The organism is Enterobacter sp. N18-03635 (genome assembly GCF_004006055.1).
GTDB lineage: Bacteria > Pseudomonadota > Gammaproteobacteria > Enterobacterales > Enterobacteriaceae > Enterobacter > Enterobacter vonholyi.
This window is the reverse complement of record NZ_CP034769.1, coordinates 2,792,483-2,817,717: the sequence shown is the minus strand read 5'-3', so window position 1 is coordinate 2,817,717 and position 25,235 is coordinate 2,792,483. Positions and strand designations below refer to the sequence as shown.

Annotated in this window: 21 protein-coding genes; 15 read left to right on the top strand and 6 right to left on the bottom strand. The window is 56.3% G+C overall.

The features are described 5' to 3' along the window. The first annotated feature begins 6 nt into the window (after nucleotides 1-6). Nucleotides 7-510 (top strand): chemotaxis protein CheW, encoded by a 504-nt coding sequence (gene cheW / locus ELK40_RS14155; RefSeq protein ID WP_023312262.1) that lies wholly within the window; start codon nucleotides 7-9, stop codon nucleotides 508-510. A gap of 104 nt (nucleotides 511-614) precedes the next feature. Here the strand turns inward: cheW and ELK40_RS14150 are convergent, their stop codons facing one another. After that, nucleotides 615-1,880, bottom strand: a complete 1,266-nt coding sequence (locus ELK40_RS14150) for a dicarboxylate/amino acid:cation symporter (protein WP_111964836.1) — start codon at nucleotides 1,878-1,880, stop codon at nucleotides 615-617. A 430-nt stretch (nucleotides 1,881-2,310) separates the two neighbouring features. On the opposite strand from ELK40_RS14150, the gene ELK40_RS14145 reads away from it, so the two are divergent. The 11 genes from ELK40_RS14145 (at nucleotide 2,311) to cheZ (ending at nucleotide 13,927) form a co-directional block, all read left to right on the top strand. Beyond that, a complete protein-coding gene (locus ELK40_RS14145) occupies nucleotides 2,311-2,883 on the top strand; it encodes a spore coat protein U domain-containing protein (RefSeq protein WP_115875706.1) in 573 nt (190 codons plus the stop codon). Between the two features lie 12 nt (nucleotides 2,884-2,895). Next, the gene (locus tag ELK40_RS14140; protein ID WP_127731480.1) at nucleotides 2,896-3,444 is read left to right on the top strand and encodes a spore coat U domain-containing protein; all 549 of its coding nucleotides are present in this window, start codon (nucleotides 2,896-2,898) and stop codon (nucleotides 3,442-3,444) included. Between the two features lie 16 nt (nucleotides 3,445-3,460). Next, nucleotides 3,461-4,216, top strand: coding sequence for a molecular chaperone (locus ELK40_RS14135; protein ID WP_127731478.1), 756 nt, complete (start codon nucleotides 3,461-3,463; stop codon nucleotides 4,214-4,216). Beyond that, entirely contained in the window at nucleotides 4,192-6,576 is a 2,385-nt protein-coding gene (locus tag ELK40_RS14130) for a fimbria/pilus outer membrane usher protein (RefSeq protein ID WP_127731476.1), read from the top strand. The genes ELK40_RS14135 and ELK40_RS14130 overlap by 25 nt, the downstream gene beginning before the upstream one ends. Beyond that, complete coding sequence (locus ELK40_RS14125; RefSeq protein WP_127731474.1) at nucleotides 6,573-7,535, top strand: spore coat U domain-containing protein; 963 nt, start codon at nucleotides 6,573-6,575, stop codon at nucleotides 7,533-7,535. The genes ELK40_RS14130 and ELK40_RS14125 overlap by 4 nt, the downstream gene beginning before the upstream one ends. 84 nt (nucleotides 7,536-7,619) lie before the next feature. Then, complete coding sequence (gene tar, locus ELK40_RS14120; RefSeq protein WP_115875701.1) at nucleotides 7,620-9,287, top strand: methyl-accepting chemotaxis protein II; 1,668 nt, start codon at nucleotides 7,620-7,622, stop codon at nucleotides 9,285-9,287. A gap of 44 nt (nucleotides 9,288-9,331) precedes the next feature. After that, on the top strand, nucleotides 9,332-10,933 hold the full coding sequence (tap, locus tag ELK40_RS14115) for a methyl-accepting chemotaxis protein IV (RefSeq protein WP_127731472.1): 1,602 nt from the start codon (nucleotides 9,332-9,334) through the stop codon (nucleotides 10,931-10,933). 19 nt (nucleotides 10,934-10,952) lie between these two features. Then, on the top strand, nucleotides 10,953-11,819 hold the full coding sequence (gene cheR / locus ELK40_RS14110; RefSeq protein WP_008500429.1) for a protein-glutamate O-methyltransferase CheR: 867 nt from the start codon (nucleotides 10,953-10,955) through the stop codon (nucleotides 11,817-11,819). Then, nucleotides 11,816-12,865 (top strand): chemotaxis response regulator protein-glutamate methylesterase, encoded by a 1,050-nt coding sequence (locus tag ELK40_RS14105; protein ID WP_008500430.1) that lies wholly within the window; start codon nucleotides 11,816-11,818, stop codon nucleotides 12,863-12,865. Before cheR ends, ELK40_RS14105 begins: the two co-directional genes overlap by 4 nt. Nucleotides 12,866-12,882: 17 nt before the next feature. Further along, a complete protein-coding gene (gene cheY, locus ELK40_RS14100; protein WP_008500431.1) occupies nucleotides 12,883-13,272 on the top strand; it encodes a chemotaxis response regulator CheY in 390 nt (129 codons plus the stop codon). A 10-nt stretch (nucleotides 13,273-13,282) separates the two neighbouring features. Further along, on the top strand, nucleotides 13,283-13,927 hold the full coding sequence (gene cheZ / locus ELK40_RS14095; protein WP_111964828.1) for a protein phosphatase CheZ: 645 nt from the start codon (nucleotides 13,283-13,285) through the stop codon (nucleotides 13,925-13,927). Between the two features lie 48 nt (nucleotides 13,928-13,975). Here cheZ and ELK40_RS14090 read toward each other — a convergent pair whose 3' ends face one another. The 4 genes from ELK40_RS14090 to ELK40_RS14075 form a co-directional block, all read right to left on the bottom strand. Beyond that, complete coding sequence (locus tag ELK40_RS14090; RefSeq protein WP_244599388.1) at nucleotides 13,976-15,055, bottom strand: fimbrial protein; 1,080 nt, start codon at nucleotides 15,053-15,055, stop codon at nucleotides 13,976-13,978. A gap of 97 nt (nucleotides 15,056-15,152) precedes the next feature. Continuing rightward, a complete protein-coding gene (locus ELK40_RS14085; RefSeq protein ID WP_127731468.1) occupies nucleotides 15,153-17,687 on the bottom strand; it encodes a fimbria/pilus outer membrane usher protein in 2,535 nt (844 codons plus the stop codon). A 9-nt stretch (nucleotides 17,688-17,696) separates the two neighbouring features. Then, nucleotides 17,697-18,389: a molecular chaperone gene (locus ELK40_RS14080; RefSeq protein ID WP_127731466.1), complete on the bottom strand. Its 693-nt coding sequence runs from the start codon at nucleotides 18,387-18,389 to the stop codon at nucleotides 17,697-17,699. 135 nt (nucleotides 18,390-18,524) lie between these two features. Next, nucleotides 18,525-19,100, bottom strand: a complete 576-nt coding sequence (locus ELK40_RS14075; protein ID WP_127731464.1) for a fimbrial protein — start codon at nucleotides 19,098-19,100, stop codon at nucleotides 18,525-18,527. A 503-nt stretch (nucleotides 19,101-19,603) separates the two neighbouring features. Here ELK40_RS14075 and flhB point away from each other — a divergent pair. Genes flhB through ELK40_RS14060 form a run of 3 tightly spaced genes read left to right on the top strand, consistent with a single transcriptional unit; the run spans nucleotide 19,604 to nucleotide 23,215 of the window. Next, nucleotides 19,604-20,752, top strand: a complete 1,149-nt coding sequence (flhB, locus tag ELK40_RS14070) for a flagellar biosynthesis protein FlhB (protein WP_127731462.1) — start codon at nucleotides 19,604-19,606, stop codon at nucleotides 20,750-20,752. Further along, the gene (gene flhA, locus ELK40_RS14065) at nucleotides 20,745-22,823 is read left to right on the top strand and encodes a flagellar biosynthesis protein FlhA (RefSeq protein ID WP_111964827.1); all 2,079 of its coding nucleotides are present in this window, start codon (nucleotides 20,745-20,747) and stop codon (nucleotides 22,821-22,823) included. Before flhB ends, flhA begins: the two co-directional genes overlap by 8 nt. Continuing rightward, nucleotides 22,823-23,215, top strand: a complete 393-nt coding sequence (locus ELK40_RS14060) for a flagellar protein FlhE (protein ID WP_111964826.1) — start codon at nucleotides 22,823-22,825, stop codon at nucleotides 23,213-23,215. The genes flhA and ELK40_RS14060 overlap by 1 nt, the downstream gene beginning before the upstream one ends. A 56-nt stretch (nucleotides 23,216-23,271) precedes the next feature. On the opposite strand, the gene argS is transcribed toward ELK40_RS14060, so the two are convergent. Then, the gene (argS, locus tag ELK40_RS14055) at nucleotides 23,272-25,005 is read right to left on the bottom strand and encodes an arginine--tRNA ligase (RefSeq protein WP_127731460.1); all 1,734 of its coding nucleotides are present in this window, start codon (nucleotides 25,003-25,005) and stop codon (nucleotides 23,272-23,274) included. Nucleotides 25,006-25,235: the final 230 nt, after the last annotated feature.

Sequence of the window (25,235 nt, the reverse complement as noted above, 5' to 3'; positions counted from 1 at the left end):
AATAACATGACCGGTATGAGTAATGTAACGAAACTGGCGGGCGAGCCATCAGGGCAGGAATTCCTGGTATTCACTTTAGGCGATGAGGAGTACGGCATCGATATCCTGAAAGTGCAGGAAATCCGTGGTTACGACCAGGTTACCCGCATCGCTAACACGCCTGCGTTTATTAAAGGTGTCACTAACCTGCGTGGCGTCATTGTGCCAATCGTGGACCTGCGCGTGAAGTTCAGCCAGGGCGACGTTGACTACGACGACAACACCGTGGTGATCGTTCTGAATCTGGGGCAGCGCGTGGTAGGTATCGTGGTGGATGGCGTATCTGATGTGCTTTCCCTGACCTCTGACCAAATTCGTCCTGCACCGGAGTTTGCGGTCACGCTGTCGACCGAATATCTGACCGGACTGGGCGCGCTCGGCGAGCGTATGCTGATTCTGGTGAACATTGAGAAGCTGCTGAACAGCGATGAGATGGCGCTGCTGGACATCGCCGCGAGTCACGTCGCGTAAGTAAATGCAAAACGGCAACCGAGGTTGCCGTTTTTTGTATTTGCTCCCTCACCCACAGGATGAGGGCTGGGGTGAGGCCATCAGGCTTCACCCTTTTTTTCACCTTACGCTTCCTGCTTTACCAGTTCAGCTTCAGCGTCCGCTTCCCGCGCACCTTCATTCTGCGACAGCATCGCGGTCGCAATACCATTCCCCAGAACGTTAATTGCGGAACGGCCCATATCCAGGAAGTGGTCGATCCCCATGAGGAGCAGAATACCCGCCACCGGAATATTAAAGCTCGGAATGGTTGCTGCCAGCACCACCAGGGAAGAACGCGGTACGCCTGCAATCCCTTTCGACGCCAGCATCAGGGTCAGCATCAGCACCGTCACTTCAGAGAAGCTCAGGTGAATGTTGTATGCCTGCGCGATAAACATCGAGGCGAATGAGCAGTACACCATCGAACCCACCAGGTTGAAGGAGTAGCCAATCGGCAGAACGAAAGAGGCGATGTTGCGCGAGCAGCCAAAGCGCTCCAGCTGTTCCAGCGTTTTAGGATAGGCGGCTTCAGAGCTGCTGGTGGTAAACGCCACCAGAACAGGGTCTTTCAGCATGCTGACCAGGCGAAACACCTCTTTTTTCAGCACCATGTAACCCACGGCCAGCAGCACCATGCAGGTAAGAAGAATGGCAACATAGTAGCCACCAATAAACGAGGCGTAGTTCAGCAGAATGCCCAGACCCTGCGTGGCAATGACGGAGGAAATCGCCGCGAAAATAGCCAGCGGCGCAACGTACATCACGTAACCTGTTACCTTCAGCATGATATGGGAAACCACATCCAGCGCGGCCACCAGCGGGGCGTTGAATTTCTGTCCCAGCGACGCGCCGCCAATGCCGAAGAACATCGAGAACACCACAATCTGCAGGATCTCATTGTTTGACATCGCCCCTGCGATACTGGTTGGAATGGTGTGCGACAGGAACGCTTTCAGCGTCATGCCTCCAACGGCCAGACCGGTATCTACCGCCTCGGTAGGGATCGTCAGGTTCAGACCGCTCCCCGGATGCTCCAGCGTGACGATAAACAGTCCGACCAGAATTGAGAGCACGGATGAGCTGATAAACCACACCATCGCTTTACCGCCGACGCGGCCAATGGTGGAAGTTTCGCCCAGCTTCATAATGCCAACGGTGAGCGTACTAAAGACCAACGGTGCAATGACCATTTTAATCAGACGGAGGAAAATATCGGTCAGAAGGGTAATATTATCCGACCAGGCTTTGATGGCATCCGCAGATGCATACTCATGAATTGCTGCCCCTGAAAGAATACCCGCCAGCATGAATATCACGATGAAGAGTGTGAGTTTGTTTGCACTTGCCACGAAAAAAGACCCTCTATGCGCTTCAGATGTAGCCCGCGTCGATACATATAAATTTTTTATTACGACGCAGGAAATTATTCGGCACATAAATTGACGCAAAGTGTAGGGGGATACAACTCCTTTTTAAGTTTTATTAATTTTGTTGTTAATGTGCAGACGATATATTGTGATCATCGTCACACTTTAATGGATATATTCTCCTCAGATATAACAAAATTGCTGCCTGTTTTAATTTAACTCTCTGTTATTTATAGGGAAAATTAGTCAATAAGACATATGGCTTATGCGTTGTGTGGCAGGTGGTCGAAGCGATATCCGTAAACTAAATTCTCAATAACCCCCCTCAGAGGAACATTAAGCGGGGCTAACATCTTGAACGACAAAAATAAAACGTGGCAAGGGAACGGAGACGTCTTCTGGAGGGCGGTAAATGAAAAGAAAACTCCTTTTGATCTGCGCAGGCACCTTACTGACTGCGGCAACGGTCCATCAGGCGCTGGCCGTCACCAGCAGCGGCACCATCGGGGCGACGCTGACGCTCACGAATGGTTGTCTGATAAACGGATCGCCCACGCAAAACGGCATTAACTTCGGGACACTGGATTTCGGCACCCATCCCGCAACGTTTTCCACTCTGACCACGCAGCTAACCGGCGCCAGCGGCGGAAACACCTTCACCATTCAATGTACAACCGCCAGCTATACGGTGGCGATCACCGGCAACACCAACTCTACCGCCCCCGGCACCGTTGTCGGCACCCCGGGAACACCTGCGCGCTATCTGGTTAACACCGCCAACGCGGCTCAGGGTGTGGCATACAGCCTGTATAGCGACAGCGGGTTTAACAGCGTGATTGCCAATAACGCCGCGCTGCCGATCGCCTCAACGGCCGGAGGGGTGGACAGTTACACCCTCTACGGACGGATTACCGGCGGCGGTAACAGCGTGACGGTCGTCCCGGGCACCTACACCGACACGATAAACGTCAGCGTCACCTATTAGTCCTGCACCGCCATGAGGGCAACTCTTACTGGTCTGCGCAATCGCGCAGAGGGAATCGTGCAGCCTTTTTTCGCGCTGATCGCCGGATTGCTCATGATGCCCGCAGCGGATGCGGTGACATCCCAGTCCTTTAAGGTCAGCGCGACGATTGTTCCAGGGTGCGCGGTGGCCACCGGTAGCGGAGGGCTTCTCGGTACGCTGGATTTTGGCAGCCATAACGGCGTCGAGAGCGCGCCGGTCAGCACCAGCTTTGTGCCAAACGGGGCGTTGTCTATCGCCTGTACGCCGGGCGTGTCGCTGAGCATGAGCATTAATGGCGGCCAGAATTATTCATCCGTTCGCCGCATGAAGCGGTCCGGTGGAACAGAGCTGGTGCCATACCGGCTCTACAGCAGCAGCTCGCTGGCCGCAAACAGTGAAATTGGCGTCAACCAGGCGATACCGGTGACCTATACCAACAGCAATAACATCGCGCTACCGCTTTTTGGCGTGGCGCTACTGACCGGGTTTAGCCCGGCGGGAACCTATTCCGATCAGCTCACCGTGACCTTGTCATGGTAATAAAGGGAGAGTGTTGATGAAGCCATTTTTCAGACCCGTTTGTCTGGCGGGCGCGTTGGGAATGGCGGTTGCCGGCCAGGCGCAGGCGGCAGCCACCATTCTGCTCTGGCCTATCGACCCGTGGCTTGCAGCTGACGCCAACGCCACTGAACTGTGGATCCAGAACCAGGGGAACAGCGCCACGACGATGCAGGTCCGCATCGTGCGCTGGAAGCAGGAGGACGGACACGAGCGATATACCTCGCAGCAGGACGTGGTCGCCAGCCCGCCCATCGTCACGATTGGCACAGGCAGCAAGCAGCTTATTCGCCTTATCAAACAGGCTGCGGTTCCCGCGGGCGTCGAACAGGCTTACCGCATTATCGTAGATGAAATCCCCCAGCCAGATGCAAAAGCCGAACCCGCCATCGGCCTCAAATTGCAGATGCGTTACTCCATCCCTCTGTTCGTGTATGGACAGGGGGTCCGAACCATCAAAGAGGGCGCGCATCACGCGCTGGCGGAAACCCAAAACCTGAGCTGGCGTGTGACGCGCGCGGAGGGGCAGCCTGTGCTGGAGGTCAGAAATCGGGGGGATGTCCATGTCAGGCTGAGCCAGGTGACGCTGGAGCAGGGAGGGCAGAAACGCACGGTAGCGGAAGGACTACTGGGTTACGTCCTCCCGGGCAGCACCCGCAGCTGGCCCATACCCGCTGGCGTTCGTCAGCCAGAGCGGATGAGCGCACAGATTAATGCCAGGGACGCACAATGGCAGTCGACGCCCGTCAACTGAAGCCGGCGATGATGATACTGCTTTGCGTCAGTTACGCGACCCTGGCCGGGCCCGGCGACGACAGTTTGCCGCCACCTCCCCAGGCGCAGGCGATAAATGATGAAGCGGTTTTCCAGCTTGCCCTCGTGCTGAACCACTACGATACCGGTCTGGTCGTGCCCGTGACGCAGCGTAAAGGCGCTTTCTTTATATCAAGCGCCGATTTGCTGCGCGCGGGGCTGCCCCCGGCGCATGTTCCTACCGGAGAGGTGAATCTCTCCTCGCTTGCTCAGGTTCGGGTCGAGTATGACAGCGCCGCGCAGCGCCTGCTGCTGACCGTGCCCCGTGACTGGGTGACGGCCCGCGTGACGTCTTTTAGCGGGCAAACGGCGCAGGCCAAACCGCACTTTGGCCGCGGGGCGCTGCTGAATTACGATCTCTACACTAACCACGCGGAGCATATCGGCGGTCAGGCGTCGCTCTGGCATGAGTTCCGCTACTTCAACGAGAACGGCTCGTTTTCCTCCACCGGTTACGCGCGGGAAAATTTCACCGGTAATGACGGCCAGCAGGAAGGGTATGTCCGCTATGATACGACCCTGCTGTTCACTCACGAAGATGACGCGATGAGCTGGAGCGTCGGGGACGTGATCAGCGATGCCCTGAGCTGGAGCTCCAGCGTGCGGATGGGGGGCGTAAGCGTAGGGCGGGATTTCTCCCTGCGACCTGACCTGGTGACATGGCCGCTGCCCGAGTTCGCAGGGGAAGCCGCGGTACCCACCTCGGTCGATCTTTTTATCAACGGCTATCGCTCCGGTTCGACCCAGCTTCAGCCCGGCCCCTTCACCCTGACTAATTTACCCTATATCAACGGCGCCGGGGATGCGGTACTGGTCACAACGGATGCGCTGGGACGCCAGGTAAGCACCACGCTCCCGTTTTACGTCACCAGTGACTTACTTAAACAAGGGCTGAGCGACGGCGCCGTGACGCTCGGCAGCCTGCGGCGTAATTACGGTATCAAGAATTTTGACTACGGCTCGGCGGCAGGCAGCGGATCGTATCGCTACGGGGTGACGGACTGGCTAACGCTGGAAGGGCATGCAGAAGGGGCGCAGGAGCTGGCGCTGGGTGGCGCGGGAACGGTAATAAAACTCGGCCAGTTTGGCGTGGTAAATACCTCTTACTCCCAGAGCCGCATGCGCGGGGATGCGGGCGGGCAAATCAACTGGGGTTACCAGTACAGTACCAGCGAATTTAGCGTCGCCACTCAACACACGCGTCGCGACCGCGGCTTTGGCAATCTGGCCCTCTACGATCAGCCGACGGTGTATGACGAAAACGATAAGCCCATCGCCAGCTTTAGCCGTAATACGGATCAGTATTCTCTGACCTTCAATCTGGGACGGTACGGCAATATCGGCGCGGCCTGGATTGGGGTGGAGAGTTTTGACAGTCAAAAAACCGAGCTGCTCAATCTCTCCTGGAGCCGCAACCTGTGGGGGGCGAGCAGCATTTACCTAGCCGGCAGCCGGGACCAGCAGCGGGGAGACTGGACGGTCGCGCTGTCGCTGCAGGTGCCGCTGGGAGCACGCGACAGCGCTGCCGTCACCGTTGAAAATACCCCGGATGCCGGCAGTACCCAGCGCATTAACTACAACCACTCTATGCCTTCTGACGGCGGTTTCAGCTGGAACATGGCCTGGGCCAACCAGTCAAGATCCAGCGATTATCAACAGGCTACGCTGGGCTGGCGCAATAACAACATAGAGCTGCAGGGTGGCGGCTATGGCGAAAAGGACACCATGACCTGGTGGGGCGAGGCGATGGGCGCAATTGTGCTGATGGACGGCGAGCTGTTTGCAGCGAATAAGATCAACGATGCATTTGTGGTTATCAGTACCGACGGCCACCCGGATGTGCCCGTCAGCTACGAGAACCAGCCCGTCGGTAAAACCAATAATAATGGCTACCTGCTGATCAGCGGGGTGTCGGCGTATTATCCGGCAAGCTACCGGATTGATACCCTGAATCTGCCGGCGGATACCCGTCTGAAAGAGACCGAACGGCGGATAGCGATCCGCCGCCACAGCGGCTATCTGGTCGATTTCCCGATGGAGCAGGAGCGGGTGGCAAGCGTCATTTTGCATGATGCGCGCGGCCAGGCGCTGCCGGTGGGAAGCCAGGTCCGACGGGTCTCGCGCAGCAATGCGGTGGTGGGGTATGACGGCATCGCATGGCTGGAAAATCTCAGCGATGTGAACCCGCTCGAGGTGATCGCACCTGACGGAAAACTCTGCAAGGCCACCCTAACCGTGGGGGCCAATCCGGAGCACAAGCTAAAAACCTACGGGCCGCTGATTTGTCGGGAGGAGCCATGACGCGCCTGCTGCTGTTGATCCTGCTGCTTTTCTCCGGCGGCGGCTGGGCGGCGTGTACCGTCAGTACGGTTAATGCGTCATTTGGCAGCGTCACTTCGTTCGCGCTCAGCGGAACCGGGGAAGTTCAAACTACCGGCACGCTGGTGGTGGCCTGCGATGCCGTGTTGAATCTGCTGACCAGCGACTCGGTAACGCTGACCTACACCGCGGCATCGGTTTCGGGCAACAGTCGGGCCACCATGAAACGCACGGATAATGCGGCCATCACGGACGTGATCCCCACCCGGCTGTGCGGGCTATCGGGGTGCGCGAGCAGCAGCGAGGTACAGATAAGTAAATCATATACCTGGAGCGGGAATACCCTGCTGGGGTTGCTGGGGTCAAAGCAGTACAACATTCCGCTTTATTTCCGCACCGTCGCCGGGCAAAACGTGACTGCCGGGCCATATCAGGTGCAGTTAACCTTCAACGTTAACTACAGCGTCTGCTCCGTGGGCGCGCTCGGCCTTTGCTCAATCAATCAGACGGGTACCGCGACAACCACCATCCTGTTAGATATGACCGTCACCAACGACTGCAGCGCCATGACCACGCCGGACGTCAACTTCAACAGCGCGCCGCTGGTGCAAAGTTTCCCTACCGTCTCGCAGGCGATTGCCGTCACCTGTACCAAAGGCAGTACGTATACCATCGGCATTAATAACGGTGCCAACGCGCTGAACAACGTGCGGCGCATGGTGAGCGGCAGTAACGCCATGAGCTACGACATCTATAAGGAAGCCACCGGTAACCGCTGGGGCGGCAGCGGCAGCGAGCGGTGGTCCAGCGCGACGTCGTCGCAGGTGAGTGCCGACGGTTTACTGCGCACCTACAACTACACCGCGAAAGTCCTGACCAGTCAGGCCACGCCTCCTGCCGGAACCTACACCGACACGCTGATTGTCGACGTGGCGTTTTAACCCCGCGCTTTTCCCTTTCGCAAATGTAAAGTTCCTGTGGGCTGTGCCGATAACACCGTTAATAAATCTATGAGAAGGTGTTGTATGTTGAACCGTATCCGCGTTGTCACAATGCTCATGATGGTGCTGGTCATTTTCGCACTTCTTCAGCTCATCTCCGGCGGGCTTTTTTTCTCGTCATTAAAACAGAACCAGGACAGTTTCGCGGCCTCGAACGATCTCCGCCTGCAGCAGAGTGAACTCACGTCGACGTGGGATCTGATGCTGCAAACGCGTATCAACCTGAGCCGCTCGTCCGCGCGCATGATGATGGACCCTAACAATCAGCAGAGCAGCGCGAAAACCGATCTGTTGAAAAATGCCCGTGCCACCCTCGCTGACGCCGCGAAACATTACGACGCCTTCAAAAAGATCGCCCCGCAGCCTGCTATGGAGCAGGTGAGCCAGAATATCGATGAAAAATACAATGCCTACCATACCGGTCTGACAGAGCTCATTCAGTTCCTGGAGAGCGGAAATATGGACGCCTATTTCGCGCAGCCGACGCAGGGGATGCAAAACGCACTCGGCGCGGCGCTGGGGGAATACGCGAAGGCCAGTGGCGATCTCTATCACTCGGCCTTTACGGCAAGTCAGAATGACTACCGCTTTGCGAAATGGCAGATGGCCGTAATGGCGCTGGCGCTGGTCATCGTGCTGGTCGCGGTCTGGTACGGCATTCGCCATATTCTGCTGAATCCTCTTGGGCGCGTCATTGCCCACATTCGTGAAATTGCCGGAGGCGATCTGACTAAAACGCTGACCGTTTCCGGGCGCAATGAGATCACCGAGCTGGCAAACAGCGTTGACCATATGCAGCGTTCGTTAATCGAAACCGTCGCCAACGTGCGTAACGGGTCGGAGGCCATCTATACCGGCACCAGCGAAATTGCGATGGGGAATAACGATCTCTCATCCCGTACCGAACAGCAGGCTTCCGCCCTGGAAGAGACGGCCGCCAGCATGGAGCAGCTCACCGCGACCGTGAAGCAGAACGCCGATAACGCTCGCCAGGCGTCTCAGCTGGCAGAAAGCGCCTCCGAGACGGCGCAGCGCGGCGGACGCGTGGTGGATGGCGTGGTGAAAACCATGCACGAAATCGCCGATAGCTCGAAGAAAATCGCCGACATCATCAGCGTTATCGACGGCATTGCTTTCCAGACCAACATTCTGGCGCTGAACGCCGCCGTGGAAGCGGCGCGAGCGGGCGAACAGGGACGCGGTTTTGCCGTGGTGGCCGGGGAAGTGCGCAACCTGGCCAGCCGCAGCGCCAACGCGGCAAAAGAGATCAAGTCGCTGATTGAAGACTCTGTCTCCCGCGTGGATACCGGCTCCGTGCTGGTGGAAAGCGCCGGAGAGACCATGAATGACATCGTGAATGCCGTTACCCGCGTGACGGACATCATGGGGGAAATCGCCTCTGCATCTGATGAGCAGAGTCGTGGTATCGACCAGGTTGCCCTGGCGGTATCGGAAATGGATCGCGTGACACAGCAAAACGCCGCGCTGGTGCAGGAGTCCGCTGCGGCGGCCGCTGCCCTGGAAGACCAGGCGAGCCGTCTGAAGATGGCCGTCTCGGCGTTTCGTCTCGCTTCACTCGCTGGAAACACGGTCACCCCGCAGGCGACGTACCGCGCGCCAGCCGCTGAACAGGCTGCACTCCGTACGCGTACCGCGACGACCGGACAAGATGAAAACTGGGAAACATTTTGACTGACAATTAAACCGCGGCTGCTTGCCGCTTGATGGGAGCGTGGATGTTAAATCGTATTCGTATCTCGACCACACTGTTTTTGATTCTGATCCTTTGCGGTGTGTTGCAGGTTGGCAGTAACGGGTTGTCTTTTTGGGCGTTTCGCGATGGCTATCAGAATTTGCAGGAAGTTGAGGCGAGTAATCAGCAGCGCTCCGCACTGGCACAAACGCGTGCCGTGCTGTTGCAGGCAAGCACTGCGCTGAACAAGGCGGGAACCTTAACCGCGCTGAGCTATCCGCCGGATGACATTAAAGCGCTGATGGCCACCGCGCGCGACAGCCTGAAACAGGCTGACGCACAGTTTAAAGCCTTTACGGCGCAGGCCGCCGACAGCGAGAAAGAGAAAGCGCTGAAGGCCGCCATGAAGACGAACTTTGAGCAGTGGTACAGCGATCTGGACCACCAGGCGACGTGGCTTGAGAACAACCAGCTGTCGGACTTTATGACCGCACCGGTCCAGGCGTCTCAGGCAGCGTTTGACGGCAGCTTTAACGCCTGGCAGCAGGATATTAACCAGTCTGTACAGCGTGCCGGTGACCAGAGCCGTCAAAGCTATCACATGTCGGGCGTCATCTTCGCCGTGGTGGTGATTCTGGCAGGGTTGCTGACCGGCGGGGCGCTGCTCTGGTCGCGCAGAATGATTGTGCAGCCGCTGGCGATTATCAGCAGCCACTTCGACAGTATTGCAAAAGGCGACCTGGCGCGTCCTGTGGCGGTGTTCGGTAAAAACGAAATTTCGGCGATCTTTGCCAGCCTGAAGGCGATGCAGGGATCGCTGCGGGAAACGGTGAGCGACGTGCGGCAGGGCAGCTATGCCATGCACACCGGGATCTCAGAGATTGCGGCAGGTAACAACGATCTCTCATCCCGCACAGAGCAGCAGGCGGCCTCGCTGGCGCAGACGGCGGCCAGCATGGAGCAGCTGACGGCGACGGTAAGCCAGAACGCCGATAACGCGCGCCAGGCGTCTGACCTGTCAAAACAGGCGGCGATGACGGCAAAGAAAGGCGGTGACCAGGCGTCCCATGTCGCCAGCACCATGCAGGAGATTGCCACCAGCTCGCAGAAAATTGGTGACATCATCAGCGTGATTGACGGTATCGCGTTCCAGACCAACATTCTGGCGCTGAATGCCGCTGTGGAAGCGGCGCGTGCCGGGGAGCAGGGGCGCGGGTTTGCGGTGGTGGCGGGTGAGGTGCGTAACCTGGCGAGCCGCAGCGCCAACGCGGCGAAAGAAATCAAGGTCCTGATCGAAGAGTCGGTCTCGCGCGTTCAGCAGGGCTCAACGCTTGTGGATACGGCGGCGAAAACCATGCACGAGATCGTCACCTCCGTGACGCGGGTTAACGACATTATGGGCGAAATTGCCTCGGCGTCGGATGAACAGCGTCGCGGCATTGAGCAGGTAGCCCAGGCGGTCAGCCAGATGGATCAGGTGACGCAACAGAACGCCTCGTTAGTTGAGGAAGCGGCAGCGGCAACCGATCAGCTGGCCAGCCAGGCGGATCGTCTGACCGGACTGGTCGCGGTATTTAATGTGAAAGAGCACGTTGAAGCAGTAACAGAAGTCGGGCGGTCGCAGGCCGTGCAAGTTGTATCCTGAATGTAATTAAGAAGGCGCTATGACATCACCAATGCCCCCTGGGCAAACGTCATTATTGTTGCAGATGACACAGCGCCTCGCGCTGTCCGACGCGCATTTTCGTCGGATATGTCAGTTAATCTACCAGCGTGCGGGGATCGTGCTTGCGGATCATAAGCGGGACATGGTCTACAACCGTCTGGTGCGGCGCCTGCGTACGCTGGGGCTGGATGATTTTGGCCGCTATCTGAGCATGCTCGAGGCGAACCAGAACAGCGCCGAGTGGCAGGCTTTTATTAACTCGTTAACCACCAACCTGACGGCGTTTTTCCGTGAAGCTCACCACTTCCCGGTTCTGGCCGAGCATGCGCGCCGTCGCACCGGGGAGTATCGCGTCTGGAGTGCGGCCGCCTCGACGGGTGAAGAGCCGTACTCGCTGGCGATCACCCTTGCCGATACGCTGGGAATGGCGCCGGGACGCTGGAAGGTCTACGCCAGCGATATCGATACTGAAGTGCTGGAGAAGGCGCGTAACGGCGTTTATCGCCAGGATGAACTGAAAACGCTGTCGCCGCAGCAGCTGCAGCGTTATTTCATGCGCGGGACGGGCCCGCATGAAGGCCTGGTGCGCGTACGCCAGGAGCTGGCGAACTGCGTCGAATTCGCGCCCGTTAACCTGCTGGATAAGCAGTACAACGTGCCGGGGCCGTTCGACGCCATTTTTTGCCGTAACGTCATGATCTATTTTGATAAAACGACGCAACAGGACATTCTGCGTCGGTTTGTTCCGTTGCTCAAGCCTGACGGTTTACTGTTTGCCGGGCACTCGGAAAACTTCAGCAACCTCGTGCGTGAGTTTAGCCTGCGTGGGCAAACGGTATATGCGCTGAGTAAGGAAAAAGCATGAGTAAAATCAGGGTGTTGTCTGTCGATGATTCAGCGCTGATGCGTCAGATCATGACTGAAATTATCAATAGCCACAGCGACATGGAGATGGTGGCAACCGCGCCCGATCCGCTGGTAGCGCGGGATTTAATTAAAAAATATAACCCCGATGTGCTAACGCTGGATGTCGAGATGCCGCGCATGGATGGCATCGATTTCCTCGAAAAATTAATGCGGCTGCGGCCTATGCCGGTGGTGATGGTCTCCTCCCTGACCGGGAAAGGATCGGAAATCACCCTGCGCGCGCTGGAGCTGGGGGCGGTGGATTTTGTTACCAAGCCTCAGCTCGGCATTCGTGAAGGGATGCTGGCCTACAGCGAGATGATCGCCGAGAAGATCCGCACCGCGTCGCGTGCGAAGCTTGCCGCCCACACGCCGATGGCCGCGCCGGCGACCCTGAAGGCCGGTCCATTACTCAGCTCGGAAAAACTGCTGGTCATTGGGGCGTCAACCGGAGGAACAGAGGCAATTCGTCATGTACTCCAGCCATTGCCGCTTTCAAGTCCGGGTATTCTGATCACTCAGCATATGCCGCCTGGCTTTACCCGTTCGTTCGCCGAACGCCTGAACAAGCTGTGCCAGATCAGCGTGAAAGAGGCGGAAGACGGCGAGCGCGTGCTCCCGGGGCATGCCTATATAGCGCCGGGCGACAAGCATATGGAGCTGGCGCGCAGCGGCGCTAACTATCAAATCAAAATTCATGACGGACCGCCGGTCAACCGGCACCGTCCGTCGGTGGATGTGCTGTTTCATTCGGTGGCGAAACATGCGGGGCGCAACGCCGTTGGGGTGATCCTGACGGGGATGGGCAACGACGGTGCCGCCGGAATGCTTGCAATGCACCAGGCTGGCGCCTGGACGATTGCGCAGAATGAAGCAAGTTGTGTGGTGTTCGGCATGCCGCGCGAGGCCATCAATATGGGTGGCGTGAGCGAAGTGGTCGATCTTAGCCAGGTAAGCCAGCAGATGCTGGCGAAAATCAGTGCCGGACAGGCAATACGTATTTGACTCAGGAGTATTATTTTATGGCGGATAAAGAGCTTAAGTTTTTGGTTGTGGATGACTTTTCCACCATGCGTCGCATCGTACGCAACCTGCTGAAAGAGCTGGGCTTCAACAACGTTGAAGAAGCAGAAGATGGCGTTGATGCGCTGAACAAACTGCAGGCTGGCGGGTTTGGGTTTGTTATCTCCGACTGGAACATGCCAAACATGGACGGTCTGGAACTGCTGAAAACCATTCGTGCCGATGCGGGAATGGCCTCTATGCCGGTTCTGATGGTCACTGCAGAAGCGAAAAAAGAGAACATCATTGCCGCTGCACAGGCGGGCGCAAGCGGCTATGTGGTGAAGCCATTCACCGCGGCAACCCTGGAAGAGAAGCTCGGTAAGATCTTCGAGAAACTCGGCATGTGAGGTGATGGAAATGTTGCAACCTGCTATGAAACCCGTTGAAGAACACTCGCCGAGCGATATCATCGTCCGCATCGGCAGCCTGACGCGCATGCTGCGTGACAGCCTGCGCGAGCTGGGTCTGGATCAGGCAATTGCCGAAGCGGCGGAAGCGATTCCTGATGCCCGCGATCGTCTGGACTATGTCGTGCAGATGACCGCTCAGGCTGCGGAACGTGCGCTGAACAGCGTTGAAGCATCACAGCCGCACCAGGATGCGATGGAAAAGGGGGCGAAAGCCCTGAGCAAACGCTGGGACGAGTGGTTTGAAAACCCTATCGAGCTGGCTGATGCCCGCGAGCTGGTAACGGATACTCGTCAGTATCTTGGCGATGTGCCGGGCCACACCAGCTTCACCAACGCCCAGCTACTGGACATCATGATGGCGCAGGATTTCCAGGACCTGACCGGTCAGGTCATCAAGCGCATGATGGATGTTATCCAGGAGATTGAGCGCCAGCTGCTGATGGTTCTGCTGGAGAACATTCCGGAACCTGCAGCCCGTCCAAAACGTGAGAACGAAAGCCTGCTCAATGGTCCACAGCTCGACGCTACCAAGGCAGGCGTTGTGGCAAGCCAGGATCAGGTAGACGACCTGCTGGACAGCCTCGGCTTCTGATTGTTCTGATTACCCTCAGGCTGCGGCGTCAACCTGAGGGTATTTCGATTAGCGAAGATCCATCTTCACTGTCACGTTACCTTCAAAATGGCCCGGGGCAGGGGGGACATTAGTCGTGCCAACCGGCGCGGCCTGAATTTTGACCACTCCGTTTCCCTGCTCGTCCATTGTCACCGGAAACTCATAGGTACCATCCAGCGCGACGTTTTGACTGTTTTCATCATATACACGCACCCCGAGATCGTCCCTTTCCAGAAGTTTTGCAATGTACGGCGTACTGCTATCCGCCACGCCCTGATCTGCTGTGAGTGTAAGTTTTATCCGATCCGTGTTTCCCACTGCGTTATCATCACAATGATAGGCAATATCAACGTTTTTGAGGGCATATCGTTTTGGCGGTTGCCCCTTGCTGACGAATTGCTTGCTGACAATGCTACCGAACTCAACCTCAATAGTGCTGCCTGCGTTGATGGTGCAGCTTAGCGGCGCAGAAAGCGTGCCGCTAAACCAGATATCAGAAACCTGATCTGCCTGCCCGGGATCGCAGCTTCCCCCCGTGCCGAAATAAAGACAGGCATAGTTTTGCGCGACAATCATCGAAGGGATCACCTCCTGGCCCAGGATGGGTTTTTTAATGTGAAGCATGATAGCAACGACGTTCCAGCGGAAATTACGCTTTATTGCAGCGGCATTGCTGGGCTGGGTGCTACTACTGCAAACGTTGGCATCTCCTTCCGTTTTGGCGAGTGCACTCTCGGTAGTGCTACGCATATTACCTCGGGTCGTCGGGTATTCATTGATAGCTAACGGGGTCAAAGAATTGCCGTCCGGAGAGTTGATTGCGTCAGCGTAGGCGGTGATATCGACATCGATCTTTTCGGTCAAATAGCCGTAACCGTTTGTACCCGGACTCAGAGGGCTCCCGGCAAACGTTTTTTCATAGACCATGCTCGAAGAAAACATATTTCCGGGACAGTCGCAGTTGGCAACTATCACCGGGCCATTGCCGACCAGATGATTTGGCACATCATAGTCATGATTGGCAATATTTTCGCTGGACGAAAACTCATGATCGAACGAAGTGGTGTAGGTTTGCGGTGCACCGAAGCAGTTATGAAGTATAGTCACGGCACCCCTGCACGGGCTGGCTGTGGTTAGGCTCAATGCCGTGGCCAGGGAAGCCCAGACGGCCTGTTTCTTGAATATAGTTCTCATGTCTTTATTCCTACTGACAAAGCTCGCTAACCGAGCGAATACCGTTAGGGCTTTCGGTTTGGTTAGTTGACTGTTGCGTAATGCTGGCGCGGCACTGTTGCCCTGTGCCGTTGCCCCATTTCACGGTGAGCTGTGCGGTCTCTCCAAGGCCTGCCAGATAGACGGTGCCGGTATCATCGACGATGCCGCTCATCACCGGGGCGCTACTGGTCGCGATAGCGCCGAACGGAACGGGGAGGCCGCTTGGACGCTTCAGGGTGACCAGCATCCTGTAGCCTGTGTGTGCGTCAAATCTGGCCAGCACCGCCGCGTTGCGCGAGGGAATCACGGTGATGGCGGTATCGCTGCTGTCCACATTTTCCGGCAGGCTCGAGGTATCAATACGAATATTGTTCTCCTGATACGGAGTGAGCGATGGAATGACTGCGTTACCCTGCCAGTCGGTCTTAATACCACGCTGGTTCAGGAAACGGACGTTGGGCGCGTTGTTGGCGTTCACGATAGCAAACTGGCTGCCTAAAGGTTGAGTCAGCGTGACGCCCTGAGGATGGGCAACAATACCGCCGCTAATGCCATAGTTAAGCTGCTGAGTGTCATCAGTGGAGGTGTAATAGCCTGCGGTCAGGTTCGCGTATTGCGAGTGGTAGCTGCCATAGACGCTGCTGATATCATCCCCGTCGTGGTTGGAATGGCTCTGCTGTAACGAGTAGCTCAAACGCTCGTCGTCGAGCAGCGTGCCGCTGAGGCCCACGTTTTGCCGCGTATAGCCATTTTTAGTATTGCTGATGTTATAGCTACTCCAGGCGCGTGGTAGCCATCTGGCGAGAGGAATGCTAAATCCCAAAGAGACCATCCTGTCAGGCTCTTCGTCGTTGGTTTTGCTGTACGTATAGGCCATGTGATAACTCGTGCCGGCAACGACGGTATTAAATCCAACCGACAGGCTGCGCTCTTTTTTAGATGTGCCCCAATAATCCTGCTGATAACCGTTAAGATACAGACTCGCCCCAGCAACGCTTTGGCTGACGCTGCCCTGAATGCGGTTGCGTTTATTGTAACGAAACAGCAGATCGTCTTCGTGGCCTTCACGCTTTTGGTTGGCGTCAGCGAAGCTGTAATATCCGCGGCTGCTGTATCGGTAGCTGCCGAGGCTGAAGTTGGTATCGGTCGAATCCAGTTTACCGGTATAAAGCAAACGCCATGACTGGCCGGCATGCTGGCTCTTATCGTCTAGCCGGGTGTCGGCCATGGTAACGTCAGCCGAAAATGAGCCCAGCGGTCCGAGTGTCAGACCGGTGCCGGTATTGGCTGCGTTATAGTCTTTCGAGAGCGTCAGCCCCCCAAACCAGGTGAGAAGATTATTTAAGCCGTAAATCATACTTCCCTGGAAGAAGTCGGGTTCCTTTTGGTCGCTCCCGCTTTCAGCACGATAACGGCCTGCCGTAATTTCGTACTTCATACGCCCAGGCCGCAGCATAACCGCGATGCTGGAATAGGGCTGCGTAAAGTGATGCTCGGTGCCGTCAGCCTCTTTCACCGTAACGTCCAGATCGCCGCTGTTGGTAGTGGAGTAGAGATCGTTGATCTCGAACGCTCCCGGCGCGACATTTTGCTGATAGATGAGATAGCCATTCTGGCGCACCGAGACTTCCGCATTTGAACTGGCGTTGCCGCGTATGACAGGGGCATAGCCGCGTTGGCTATAGGGAAGCATCTCTTCATCCGACGCAAGGTTGACGCCTCGGTACTGTAAGCTATCAAATACATCGCCCCGCGTGTTGCTTTCTCCGGCTGTGAACTGCGCCTTGAGGGCGTCAACGTCATGCTGCAGGAAGGTATTGATGTTTTCCCACAGGTTTTCATTATCTGAATTGCTCCACGTTGAATAGTTGCGCGCTCTCCAGCCACCCAGGTTGGCGCCGGTGCGCAAATTCAGATACTGATTGGTGGCGCTACCGTCGCCGCTGTCCTTATTTATTGATCCTGAAAAAGCGTAGTCACTGAACAACACAGGGACACCATCGTCCCAGCGCGAGGGATCGATGTAATCGCGACCGGTACCACTTAGCGCGGCCTGAGGAATACTCAACGCTAATGTCATGGTTGAAAAATCAAGCCGCGCAGAGGCCTGGGGGATATAGTTGCCTATATCTTTAGGCAAAGCCTTATTGGCGGGTAATGTAAGCAAGGCGGGATAACGGTCAATAGCAATCCCCCATGCCCGCAGCATATCCGGGGTGAGCTGAGGTATCAGTGCCCCTTCCGAGGAGCTGACGTAAGCGATATTGGTGTTGCTCAGGCGGCGCTCGTTCACCTGCACTCGTGAAGAATAGGTGCCGGGTAGCTGAGCATTCGACTTTGAAAAGAGTGAAAGGTCGATATCCTGCCGGGCCAGCATATTCCCTTCAAGCGATGAGGGAGAAAAACGATACTCACGGGCCAGCGTCGAAACGCTTGCGAAGAGTAAAATACCGCCAAGGCAGCGAAGAAGCGGATTCGTTCTGAAGAGCCGCACGTATGACAAATCATTACGTCCTGTCATCATCGCCGTCTTTTAATCCTGCGCCAGGGTGGAGGTGTGTTTTTCGGAAGCGTTCCCGTAATCGGTTATACAGCGCCAGGTGACGCTAGTACTCTGTGCATTGGCAGGGAGAGGAATCTCAACGCGGGATTTAGGGGCAACCATGTCGGCCTTCTCCACTTTGTGCATGCCCAAAGCAAGTGAATCAAAGACGCTGTAGAACGTCCCCGCATTGATGACAGTGAGCTGCTGACCATGACGAGCAAAGCGCAGGTTTTTGCAGGATTCAGAGGGGGTACCGCTGAGTCCGGCAGGGCGCCAGAACAGTTTCAGACGTGTTTTATAAATTAACCGTAGGACGTTTTTGTCATCCTCATCCGATGCCGTGGCAGGAACGGTTCGCACGTTCATATAGAACAGAGACTCTTTATCCCCGGGTAAGGTTGTCCCGTTCCAGGTAATGCGCAGGCTTTGCTCTTTTTGCGGATCGAGTCGAAAGAGCGGTGGTGTCACGATAAACGGTCCGTGCGTTTTACCATCACCCGTATCTGTCCATGACTGTATTAACCATGGAAGCTCTTTATCATTATTTTGTAAGGGCAGGGCAACTTCCTTTTTTGTGGCATCGTAGATTATGCGTGTGCGGCCTATCTGAACACCAGATGCGTTACAAACGGTGCTCGCAATAACAGGAATACATAATAATACCTGGAGTGATATGCGCATGGTGAAACCTTTAATAAAGGAGGTTGAGAGGAATTGATAATAGTCCGAATCCGGATCCGGACTATTATCAGTTCATGACTCCTTAAATGTCATGACGGCTAAATATATATATTGTGAATATTAGTAATGCGTCTGTTAACGGTAAAGAATATTTACTGTCATATCAGCATCTGCTGGACCGGCGGTAACCGCAGCTGCAAATGATTTATAGCGGGCATTAAAATCAGCCTTAATGGTATCTGAGGATTTTGACGCCAGTTCGATGTAGACCTGCCCTTCAGCGCCGTCCATCGTAATGAGTTTATCATCTTTACCCGCCAGGCTGACGGCAACGCCGATGCCGGTGGCCGAGGTATCGCCCTTAGTGGTAATTGTACTGACGTCGAGTAATGTTTTGGCCCCGGTCAGGGTTGTTGGGCCGTTAAAGGTCAACTGTACAGCTGGCAGCCCATCGCTTTTTAACGGGCAGTTTGCAAGCGTTACGGAAAACGGCACGAGTGAGGTTTCCGTCCCAATATCAGTAAATAATGATACAGGATAGGTACCCAATGGGACAGTACTGTCCGTGTCATTGTCACCCTCAATCGTGCAGCTTGATTCGATAATTTCACCCGTGAAGTGAATAGCGCCGGCATTCATTTCTGCTGCGAAACCATTCATCGACAGTGTTGCAAGGGTTAAGCCCGCAAAAATATTCTTTTTGAAATCCATCTTAAATGTCCCTTTAATTAAAAAATATCTGGCATACATTTTGCTTTCTGGTGAAAGGTAAGTTATGTCGCATGAAATTATAACATTTAAATTTCTTCTGGTAAGGGAGAAACAAAGCTAATGTTATAGAGATTAATCCATTTTTGGATTGTCTGTAGTAATGGCTTATATACTTTCAATTGCTCTGGATTATTGGATTTACATAGCTGCATCAATCCTGCAATATCTGGTGGATAAAATCGACTGCTATGTTAATTTTCTTTCTGAATATTTTTTTGAGTAAACGTTCTTTAAATCTGAGCTTAATTCCTTTTGTGATATGAAACGCATCATAAAAGCTGGTCCCTATTTGTTCAGTCATGACTTGCCCTCTCTTCGCTCACTCAAGGCGCGTAGGGTGGTCTTAAACTGGATAAAAAGACCCGGTTATAGGGGTTTTTCAGGCCATTGATGAAAGGCGGTGCTGGCATGATACCCGTGACATAATGGGCTGAGCATGCACTGTGGCAGAAGAGAACGACGACAAAACGGAAGCCCCCACACCCCACCGACTAGAAAAGGCGCGTGAGGAAGGGCAAATCCCCCGATCCCGAGAATTGACCTCCCTGCTGATCCTTATCGTAGGCGTGTGCATTATCTGGTGGGGTGGGGAGTCGCTCGCCCGCAAGCTGGCGGGAATGCTGTCAACCGGCTTACGTTTTGACCACAGCATGGTCAACGATCCGAATCTGATCCTCAGCCAGATTATTCAGCTTATTAAAGGGGCCATGGTCGCGCTGTTGCCCCTGATTACCGGGGTGGTGCTGGTCGCGCTGGGCTCGCCGGTGATGCTCGGCGGTCTGGTTTTTAGTGCCAAATCGCTGCAGCCGAAATTTTCCAAACTGAACCCGCTGCCGGGCATTGCGAAAATGTTCTCTGCCCAGACCGGGGCCGAGCTGCTCAAAGCCATTCTCAAATCGGTGCTGATGGGCAGTTCCGCGGGGTTTTACCTCTGGTACCACTGGCCGGAAATGATGCGTCTCATCAGCGAATCGCCTCTCACCGCGATGAGCAACGCGCTGAATCTGGTCGGGCTGTGCGCACTGCTGGTGGTGCTCAGCATTATCCCGATGGTGGGTTTTGACGTGATCTTCCAGCTTTATACCCACTTCAAAAAGCTGCGCATGTCACGTCAGGACATCCGTGACGAATATAAACAGATGGAAGGTGACCCGCACGTGAAGGGGCGTATCCGCCAGATGCAGCGTGCCGCCGCCCGTCGCCGCATGATGGAAGATGTGCCGAAGGCCGACGTCATCGTCACCAACCCGACGCACTATTCCGTTGCGCTGCGCTATGACGAAAACAAAATGAGCGCGCCGAAAGTGGTGGCGAAAGGGGCAGGGCTGATCGCGCTGCGCATCCGGGAAATTGGCACGGAACACCGCGTGCCGATCCTGGAAGCCCCTCCGCTGGCGCGTGCCCTGTACCGCCATGCGGATATTGGACAACAGATCCCAGGACAACTCTACGCCGCCGTGGCGGAAGTGCTGGCCTGGGTATGGCAGTTGAAGCGCTGGCGTCTGGCCGGCGGTCAACGGCCTGTGAAACCTGAGAACCTTCCGGTGCCTGCCGCGCTGGATTTTATGAACGAGAAGGACACTGATGGCTAATCTGGTGGCAATGTTGCGCCTGCCCGGCAACCTGAAATCGACCCAATGGCAAATCCTTGCCGGGCCGATTCTGATCCTGCTAATTCTGTCGATGATGGTACTGCCGCTCCCGGCGTTCATCCTCGATCTGCTTTTCACTTTCAATATTGCGCTGTCCATTATGGTGCTGCTGGTGGCGATGTTCACCCAGCGTACCCTGGAGTTCGCCGCGTTCCCGACCATTCTGCTGTTTACCACCCTGCTGCGACTGGCGCTGAACGTGGCATCCACGCGTATCATCCTGATGGAAGGTCACACCGGGGCGGCAGCGGCAGGTAAAGTGGTGGAAGCGTTCGGCCACTTCCTGGTGGGCGGCAATTTCGCTATCGGTATCGTGGTGTTCGTCATCCTCGTGATCATCAACTTTATGGTCATCACCAAAGGTGCAGGGCGTATTGCGGAAGTGGGCGCGCGCTTTGTGCTCGACGGGATGCCAGGCAAGCAGATGGCGATCGACGCCGACCTGAACGCCGGTCTTATCGCCGAAGATGAAGCCAAAAAACGCCGTGCGGAGGTGACGCAGGAGGCGGACTTCTACGGCTCCATGGACGGTGCGAGTAAGTTTGTGCGCGGTGACGCCATCGCGGGCATTCTGATCATGGTGATTAACGTGGTCGGCGGCCTGCTGGTGGGCGTGCTGCAGCATGGCATGGACATGGGCCACGCGGCGGAAAGCTATACGCTGCTGACCATCGGTGACGGTCTGGTCGCGCAGATCCCGGCGCTGGTTATCTCCACTGCGGCGGGTGTGATTGTGACCCGCGTGAGCACCGATCAGGACGTTGGCGAGCAGATGGTGGGCCAGCTGTTCAGCAACCCGCGCGTGATGCTGCTGGCCGCTGCGGTTCTCGGGTTGCTCGGCCTGGTGCCGGGGATGCCAAACCTCGTCTTCCTGCTGTTTACGGCGGGGCTGCTGGGGCTTGCGTGGTGGATGCGTGGCCGTGAAACCAAACCGGCAGCGGAACCTGTTCAGGTCAAAATGCCGGAGAATACCCAGGCCGTCGAAGCGACCTGGAACGACGTTCAGCTGGAAGATTCCCTGGGAATGGAAGTCGGGTATCGCCTGATCCCGATGGTCGATTTCCAGCAGGACGGCGAGCTGCTCGGCCGTATCCGCAGTATCCGTAAAAAATTCGCGCAGGATATGGGCTTCCTGCCGCCGGTGGTACACATCCGCGACAATATGGACCTGCCGCCCGCGCGCTATCGCATCCTGATGAAAGGTGTCGAAATTGGCAGCGGTGATGCCTATCCGGGCCGGTGGCTGGCGATTAACCCCGGCACCGCCGCAGGCACGCTGCCGGGCGAGCAAACTATCGATCCGGCCTTTGGCCTGGCCGCTATCTGGATTGAAAGCGCCCTGAAAGAGCAGGCGCAGATCCAGGGGTATACGGTTGTTGAAGCCAGTACCGTGGTGGCGACCCATCTTAATCACCTGATTGGGCAATTCTCGGCGGAGCTGTTTGGCCGTCAGGAAGCGCAGCAGCTGCTGGACCGCGTCACGCAGGAGATGCCGAAGCTGACGGAAGATCTGGTCCCGGGCGTGCTGACCTTAACCACGCTGCACAAGGTGCTGCAAAACCTGCTCGACGAGAAGGTGCCGATCCGCGATATGCGCACCATTCTGGAAACCCTTGCCGAACACGCGCCGATACAAAGCGATCCGCACGAGCTGACGGCGGTGGTGCGCGTGGCGCTGGGACGCGCCATTACCCAGCAGTGGTTCCCGGGAACCGGGGAAGTGCAGGTGATCGGCCTCGATACGCCGCTTGAGCGTCTGCTGCTGCAGGCTCTGCAGGGCGGAGGCGGTCTGGAGCCGGGCCTGGCGGACCGTCTGCTGGCGCAAACGCAGGAGGCGCTGGCGCGTCAGGAGATGCTCGGCGCGCCGCCGGTGCTGCTGGTGAACCACGCGCTGCGTCCGCTGCTGTCCCGCTTCCTGCGTCGTAGCCTGAACCAGCTGGTCGTGCTGTCGAATCTGGAGCTGTCGGATAACCGTCATATCCGCATGACCGCGACGATTGGAGGAAAATAATGCGTAAATGGCTTTGGATGTTGCTCTTCCCGCTGGCGGCGCAGGCTGCCGGGGGAGGCACCTGGCAGGCGAGCAGCATGGGGGTGACCCTCAGCAACCGCGGTGTTGCCATGTCGTCTAACCCGCTGGCGCCTTCAGAAGAGGTCTCCGGTCAGATGGGCCTTGTGGTCTGGAATTACCGGCTGATTGGCCCTACGCCAGCGGGCTTGCGGGTGCGCCTCTGCTCTCAGACGCGCTGTACCGAAATCGACGGCGAAAATGGGACAACGCAGGCATTCAACGGCGTACCGGCTATTGAACCTTTGCGTTTCATCTGGGAAGTGCCGGGTGGGGGGCGTTTGATTCCGGCTCTGAAGGTGCAGAGCAATTCCGTCATCGTGAACTATCGCTGACGGTTGGATTACCAGGACTGCAAAAACAAAACCCGGCGATTGCCGGGTTTTTTGTATTACATGCGTTCTACGGTTTCGATACCCAGGGTATCCAGACCCAGCTTCAGGGTCTTCGCCGTTAGCTGCGCCAGCTTCAGGCGGCTGTTGCGAACCGATTCGTTTTCCGCAGAAAGAATAGGGCAGTGCTCGTAGAAGCCGGAGAACAGACCCGCCAGGTCGTACAGGTAAGCACACATTACGTGCGGCGTGCCGTCACGCGCGACAACCGTCAGCGTCTCTTCGAACTGCAGCAGACGCGCCGCCAGCTGTGCTTCACGAGCTTCAGTGATGGTCACGGTGGCAGCCGCCAGCACGCTTTCGTCGATACTGGCTTTACGGAATACCGAGAGCACGCGGGTGTAGGCGTACTGCATGTATGGCGCCGTGTTACCTTCAAACGCCAGCATGTTATCCCAGTCGAAGATATAGTCGGTGGTACGGTTCTTGGAGAGATCCGCGTATTTCACCGCACCGATACCCACGGCGTTGGCCAGTTTTTCCAGCTCGTCGGCCGGCATGTCCGGGTTCTTCTCGGCCACCAGACGACGGGCGCGTTCCAGCGCTTCGTCCAGCAGGTCAGACAGTTTCACGGTTCCGCCCGCGCGGGTTTTGAACGGCTTGCCGTCTTTACCCAGCATCATGCCGAACATGTGGTGTTCCAGCGGAACGCTGTCCGGCACGTAACCGGCTTTACGCACGATCGTCCACGCCTGCATCAGGTGCTGGTGCTGACGGGAGTCGATGTAGTACAGCACGCGGTCGGCATGCAGCGTTTCGTAACGGTATTTCGCGCAGGCAATGTCGGTCGTAGTGTAGAGATAGCCGCCATCTTTTTTCTGGATGATCACGCCCATCGGTTCACCTTCCTTGTTTTTGTACTCATCAAGGAACACAACCGTTGCGCCTTCGCTCTCCACCGCCAGGTTTTTCGCTTTCAGGTCAGCCACAATGCCGGGCAGCATTGGGTTGTACAGGCTTTCACCCATTACGTCATCGCGGGTCAGGGTGACGTTCAGACGGTTATAGGTCAGCTGGTTCTGGGACATGGTGATGTCAACCAGCTTGCGCCACATTTCGAGGAAGTATTGATCGCCGCCCTGCAGTTTAACCACGTAACTACGCGCACGTTCGGCAAAAGCTTCGTCTTCGTCGTAGTGTTTTTTGGCTTCACGATAGAACCCTTCCAGGTCCGCCAGCGCCATTTCACCCGCGTTTTCCTGCTGCTGTTTTTCCAGGTAAGCGATCAGCATGCCGAACTGGGTGCCCCAGTCGCCCACGTGGTTCGCGCGGATCACCTTGTGACCGAGGAACTCGAGCGTGCGCACTGCGGCATCACCGATGATGGTGGAGCGCAGGTGGCCAACGTGCATCTCTTTCGCCACGTTCGGCGCAGAATAGTCGATCACGACGGTCTGCGGTTCCGGCTGGGACACTCCCAGACGATCGGATTTCAGCGCCGCGTCAACGTGGCTTGCCAGGAATGCAGGCTCAAGGAAGATGTTGATAAAGCCCGGACCGGCGATTTCGGTTTTGCTGGCAATGCCGGAAAGATCCAGATGCGTCAGTACCTGCTCAGCGAGCTGTCGCGGCGGCATGCCCAGTTTTTTAGCCACTGCCATCACGCCATTAGCCTGATAGTCGCCAAACTGTACTTTTGCTGACTGACGAACCTGCGGTTCGCAATCCGCAGGGGCACCTGCGGCAATCAGTGCCTGACTGACTTTTTCGGAGAGAAGAGCCTGAATATTCACCTGGATACCTTACGTTTTTGATGCGGGCTTACAACCGCCCGCGCCAGTTAAAGAATTTAGGGCGGGAGTATACTGCAAATGCCTTCTGACGTCAGCAGTGCGGGGCCTGAAGATTGCTCAGAATCCAGGCAGTGAAGGTGTGCATAATCATGCAGTCGCAAAAAGCCGGTTTCTGAGGTTGGTCAAAACAGGGCAACAGAGTAAATTAGCGGCTTTGCGACATGAAAAGA

What these genes read in the sequence shown, in the direction of transcription:
- cheW (WP_023312262.1), top strand. Translation starts at nt 7, where the DNA reads ATGACCGGTATGAGTAATGTAACGAAACTGGCGGGCGAGCCATCAGGG.
- ELK40_RS14145 (WP_115875706.1), top strand. Translation starts at nt 2,311, where the DNA reads ATGAAAAGAAAACTCCTTTTGATCTGCGCAGGCACCTTACTGACTGCG.
- ELK40_RS14140 (WP_127731480.1), top strand. Translation starts at nt 2,896, where the DNA reads ATGAGGGCAACTCTTACTGGTCTGCGCAATCGCGCAGAGGGAATCGTG.
- ELK40_RS14135 (WP_127731478.1), top strand. Translation starts at nt 3,461, where the DNA reads ATGAAGCCATTTTTCAGACCCGTTTGTCTGGCGGGCGCGTTGGGAATG.
- ELK40_RS14130 (WP_127731476.1), top strand. Translation starts at nt 4,192, where the DNA reads ATGGCAGTCGACGCCCGTCAACTGAAGCCGGCGATGATGATACTGCTT.
- ELK40_RS14125 (WP_127731474.1), top strand. Translation starts at nt 6,573, where the DNA reads ATGACGCGCCTGCTGCTGTTGATCCTGCTGCTTTTCTCCGGCGGCGGC.
- tar (WP_115875701.1), top strand. Translation starts at nt 7,620, where the DNA reads ATGTTGAACCGTATCCGCGTTGTCACAATGCTCATGATGGTGCTGGTC.
- tap (WP_127731472.1), top strand. Translation starts at nt 9,332, where the DNA reads ATGTTAAATCGTATTCGTATCTCGACCACACTGTTTTTGATTCTGATC.
- cheR (WP_008500429.1), top strand. Translation starts at nt 10,953, where the DNA reads ATGACATCACCAATGCCCCCTGGGCAAACGTCATTATTGTTGCAGATG.
- ELK40_RS14105 (WP_008500430.1), top strand. Translation starts at nt 11,816, where the DNA reads ATGAGTAAAATCAGGGTGTTGTCTGTCGATGATTCAGCGCTGATGCGT.
- cheY (WP_008500431.1), top strand. Translation starts at nt 12,883, where the DNA reads ATGGCGGATAAAGAGCTTAAGTTTTTGGTTGTGGATGACTTTTCCACC.
- cheZ (WP_111964828.1), top strand. Translation starts at nt 13,283, where the DNA reads ATGTTGCAACCTGCTATGAAACCCGTTGAAGAACACTCGCCGAGCGAT.
- ELK40_RS14085 (WP_127731468.1), bottom strand. Translation starts at nt 17,687, where the DNA reads ATGATGACAGGACGTAATGATTTGTCATACGTGCGGCTCTTCAGAACG.
- ELK40_RS14080 (WP_127731466.1), bottom strand. Translation starts at nt 18,389, where the DNA reads ATGCGCATATCACTCCAGGTATTATTATGTATTCCTGTTATTGCGAGC.
- ELK40_RS14075 (WP_127731464.1), bottom strand. Translation starts at nt 19,100, where the DNA reads ATGGATTTCAAAAAGAATATTTTTGCGGGCTTAACCCTTGCAACACTG.
- flhA (WP_111964827.1), top strand. Translation starts at nt 20,745, where the DNA reads ATGGCTAATCTGGTGGCAATGTTGCGCCTGCCCGGCAACCTGAAATCG.
- ELK40_RS14060 (WP_111964826.1), top strand. Translation starts at nt 22,823, where the DNA reads ATGCGTAAATGGCTTTGGATGTTGCTCTTCCCGCTGGCGGCGCAGGCT.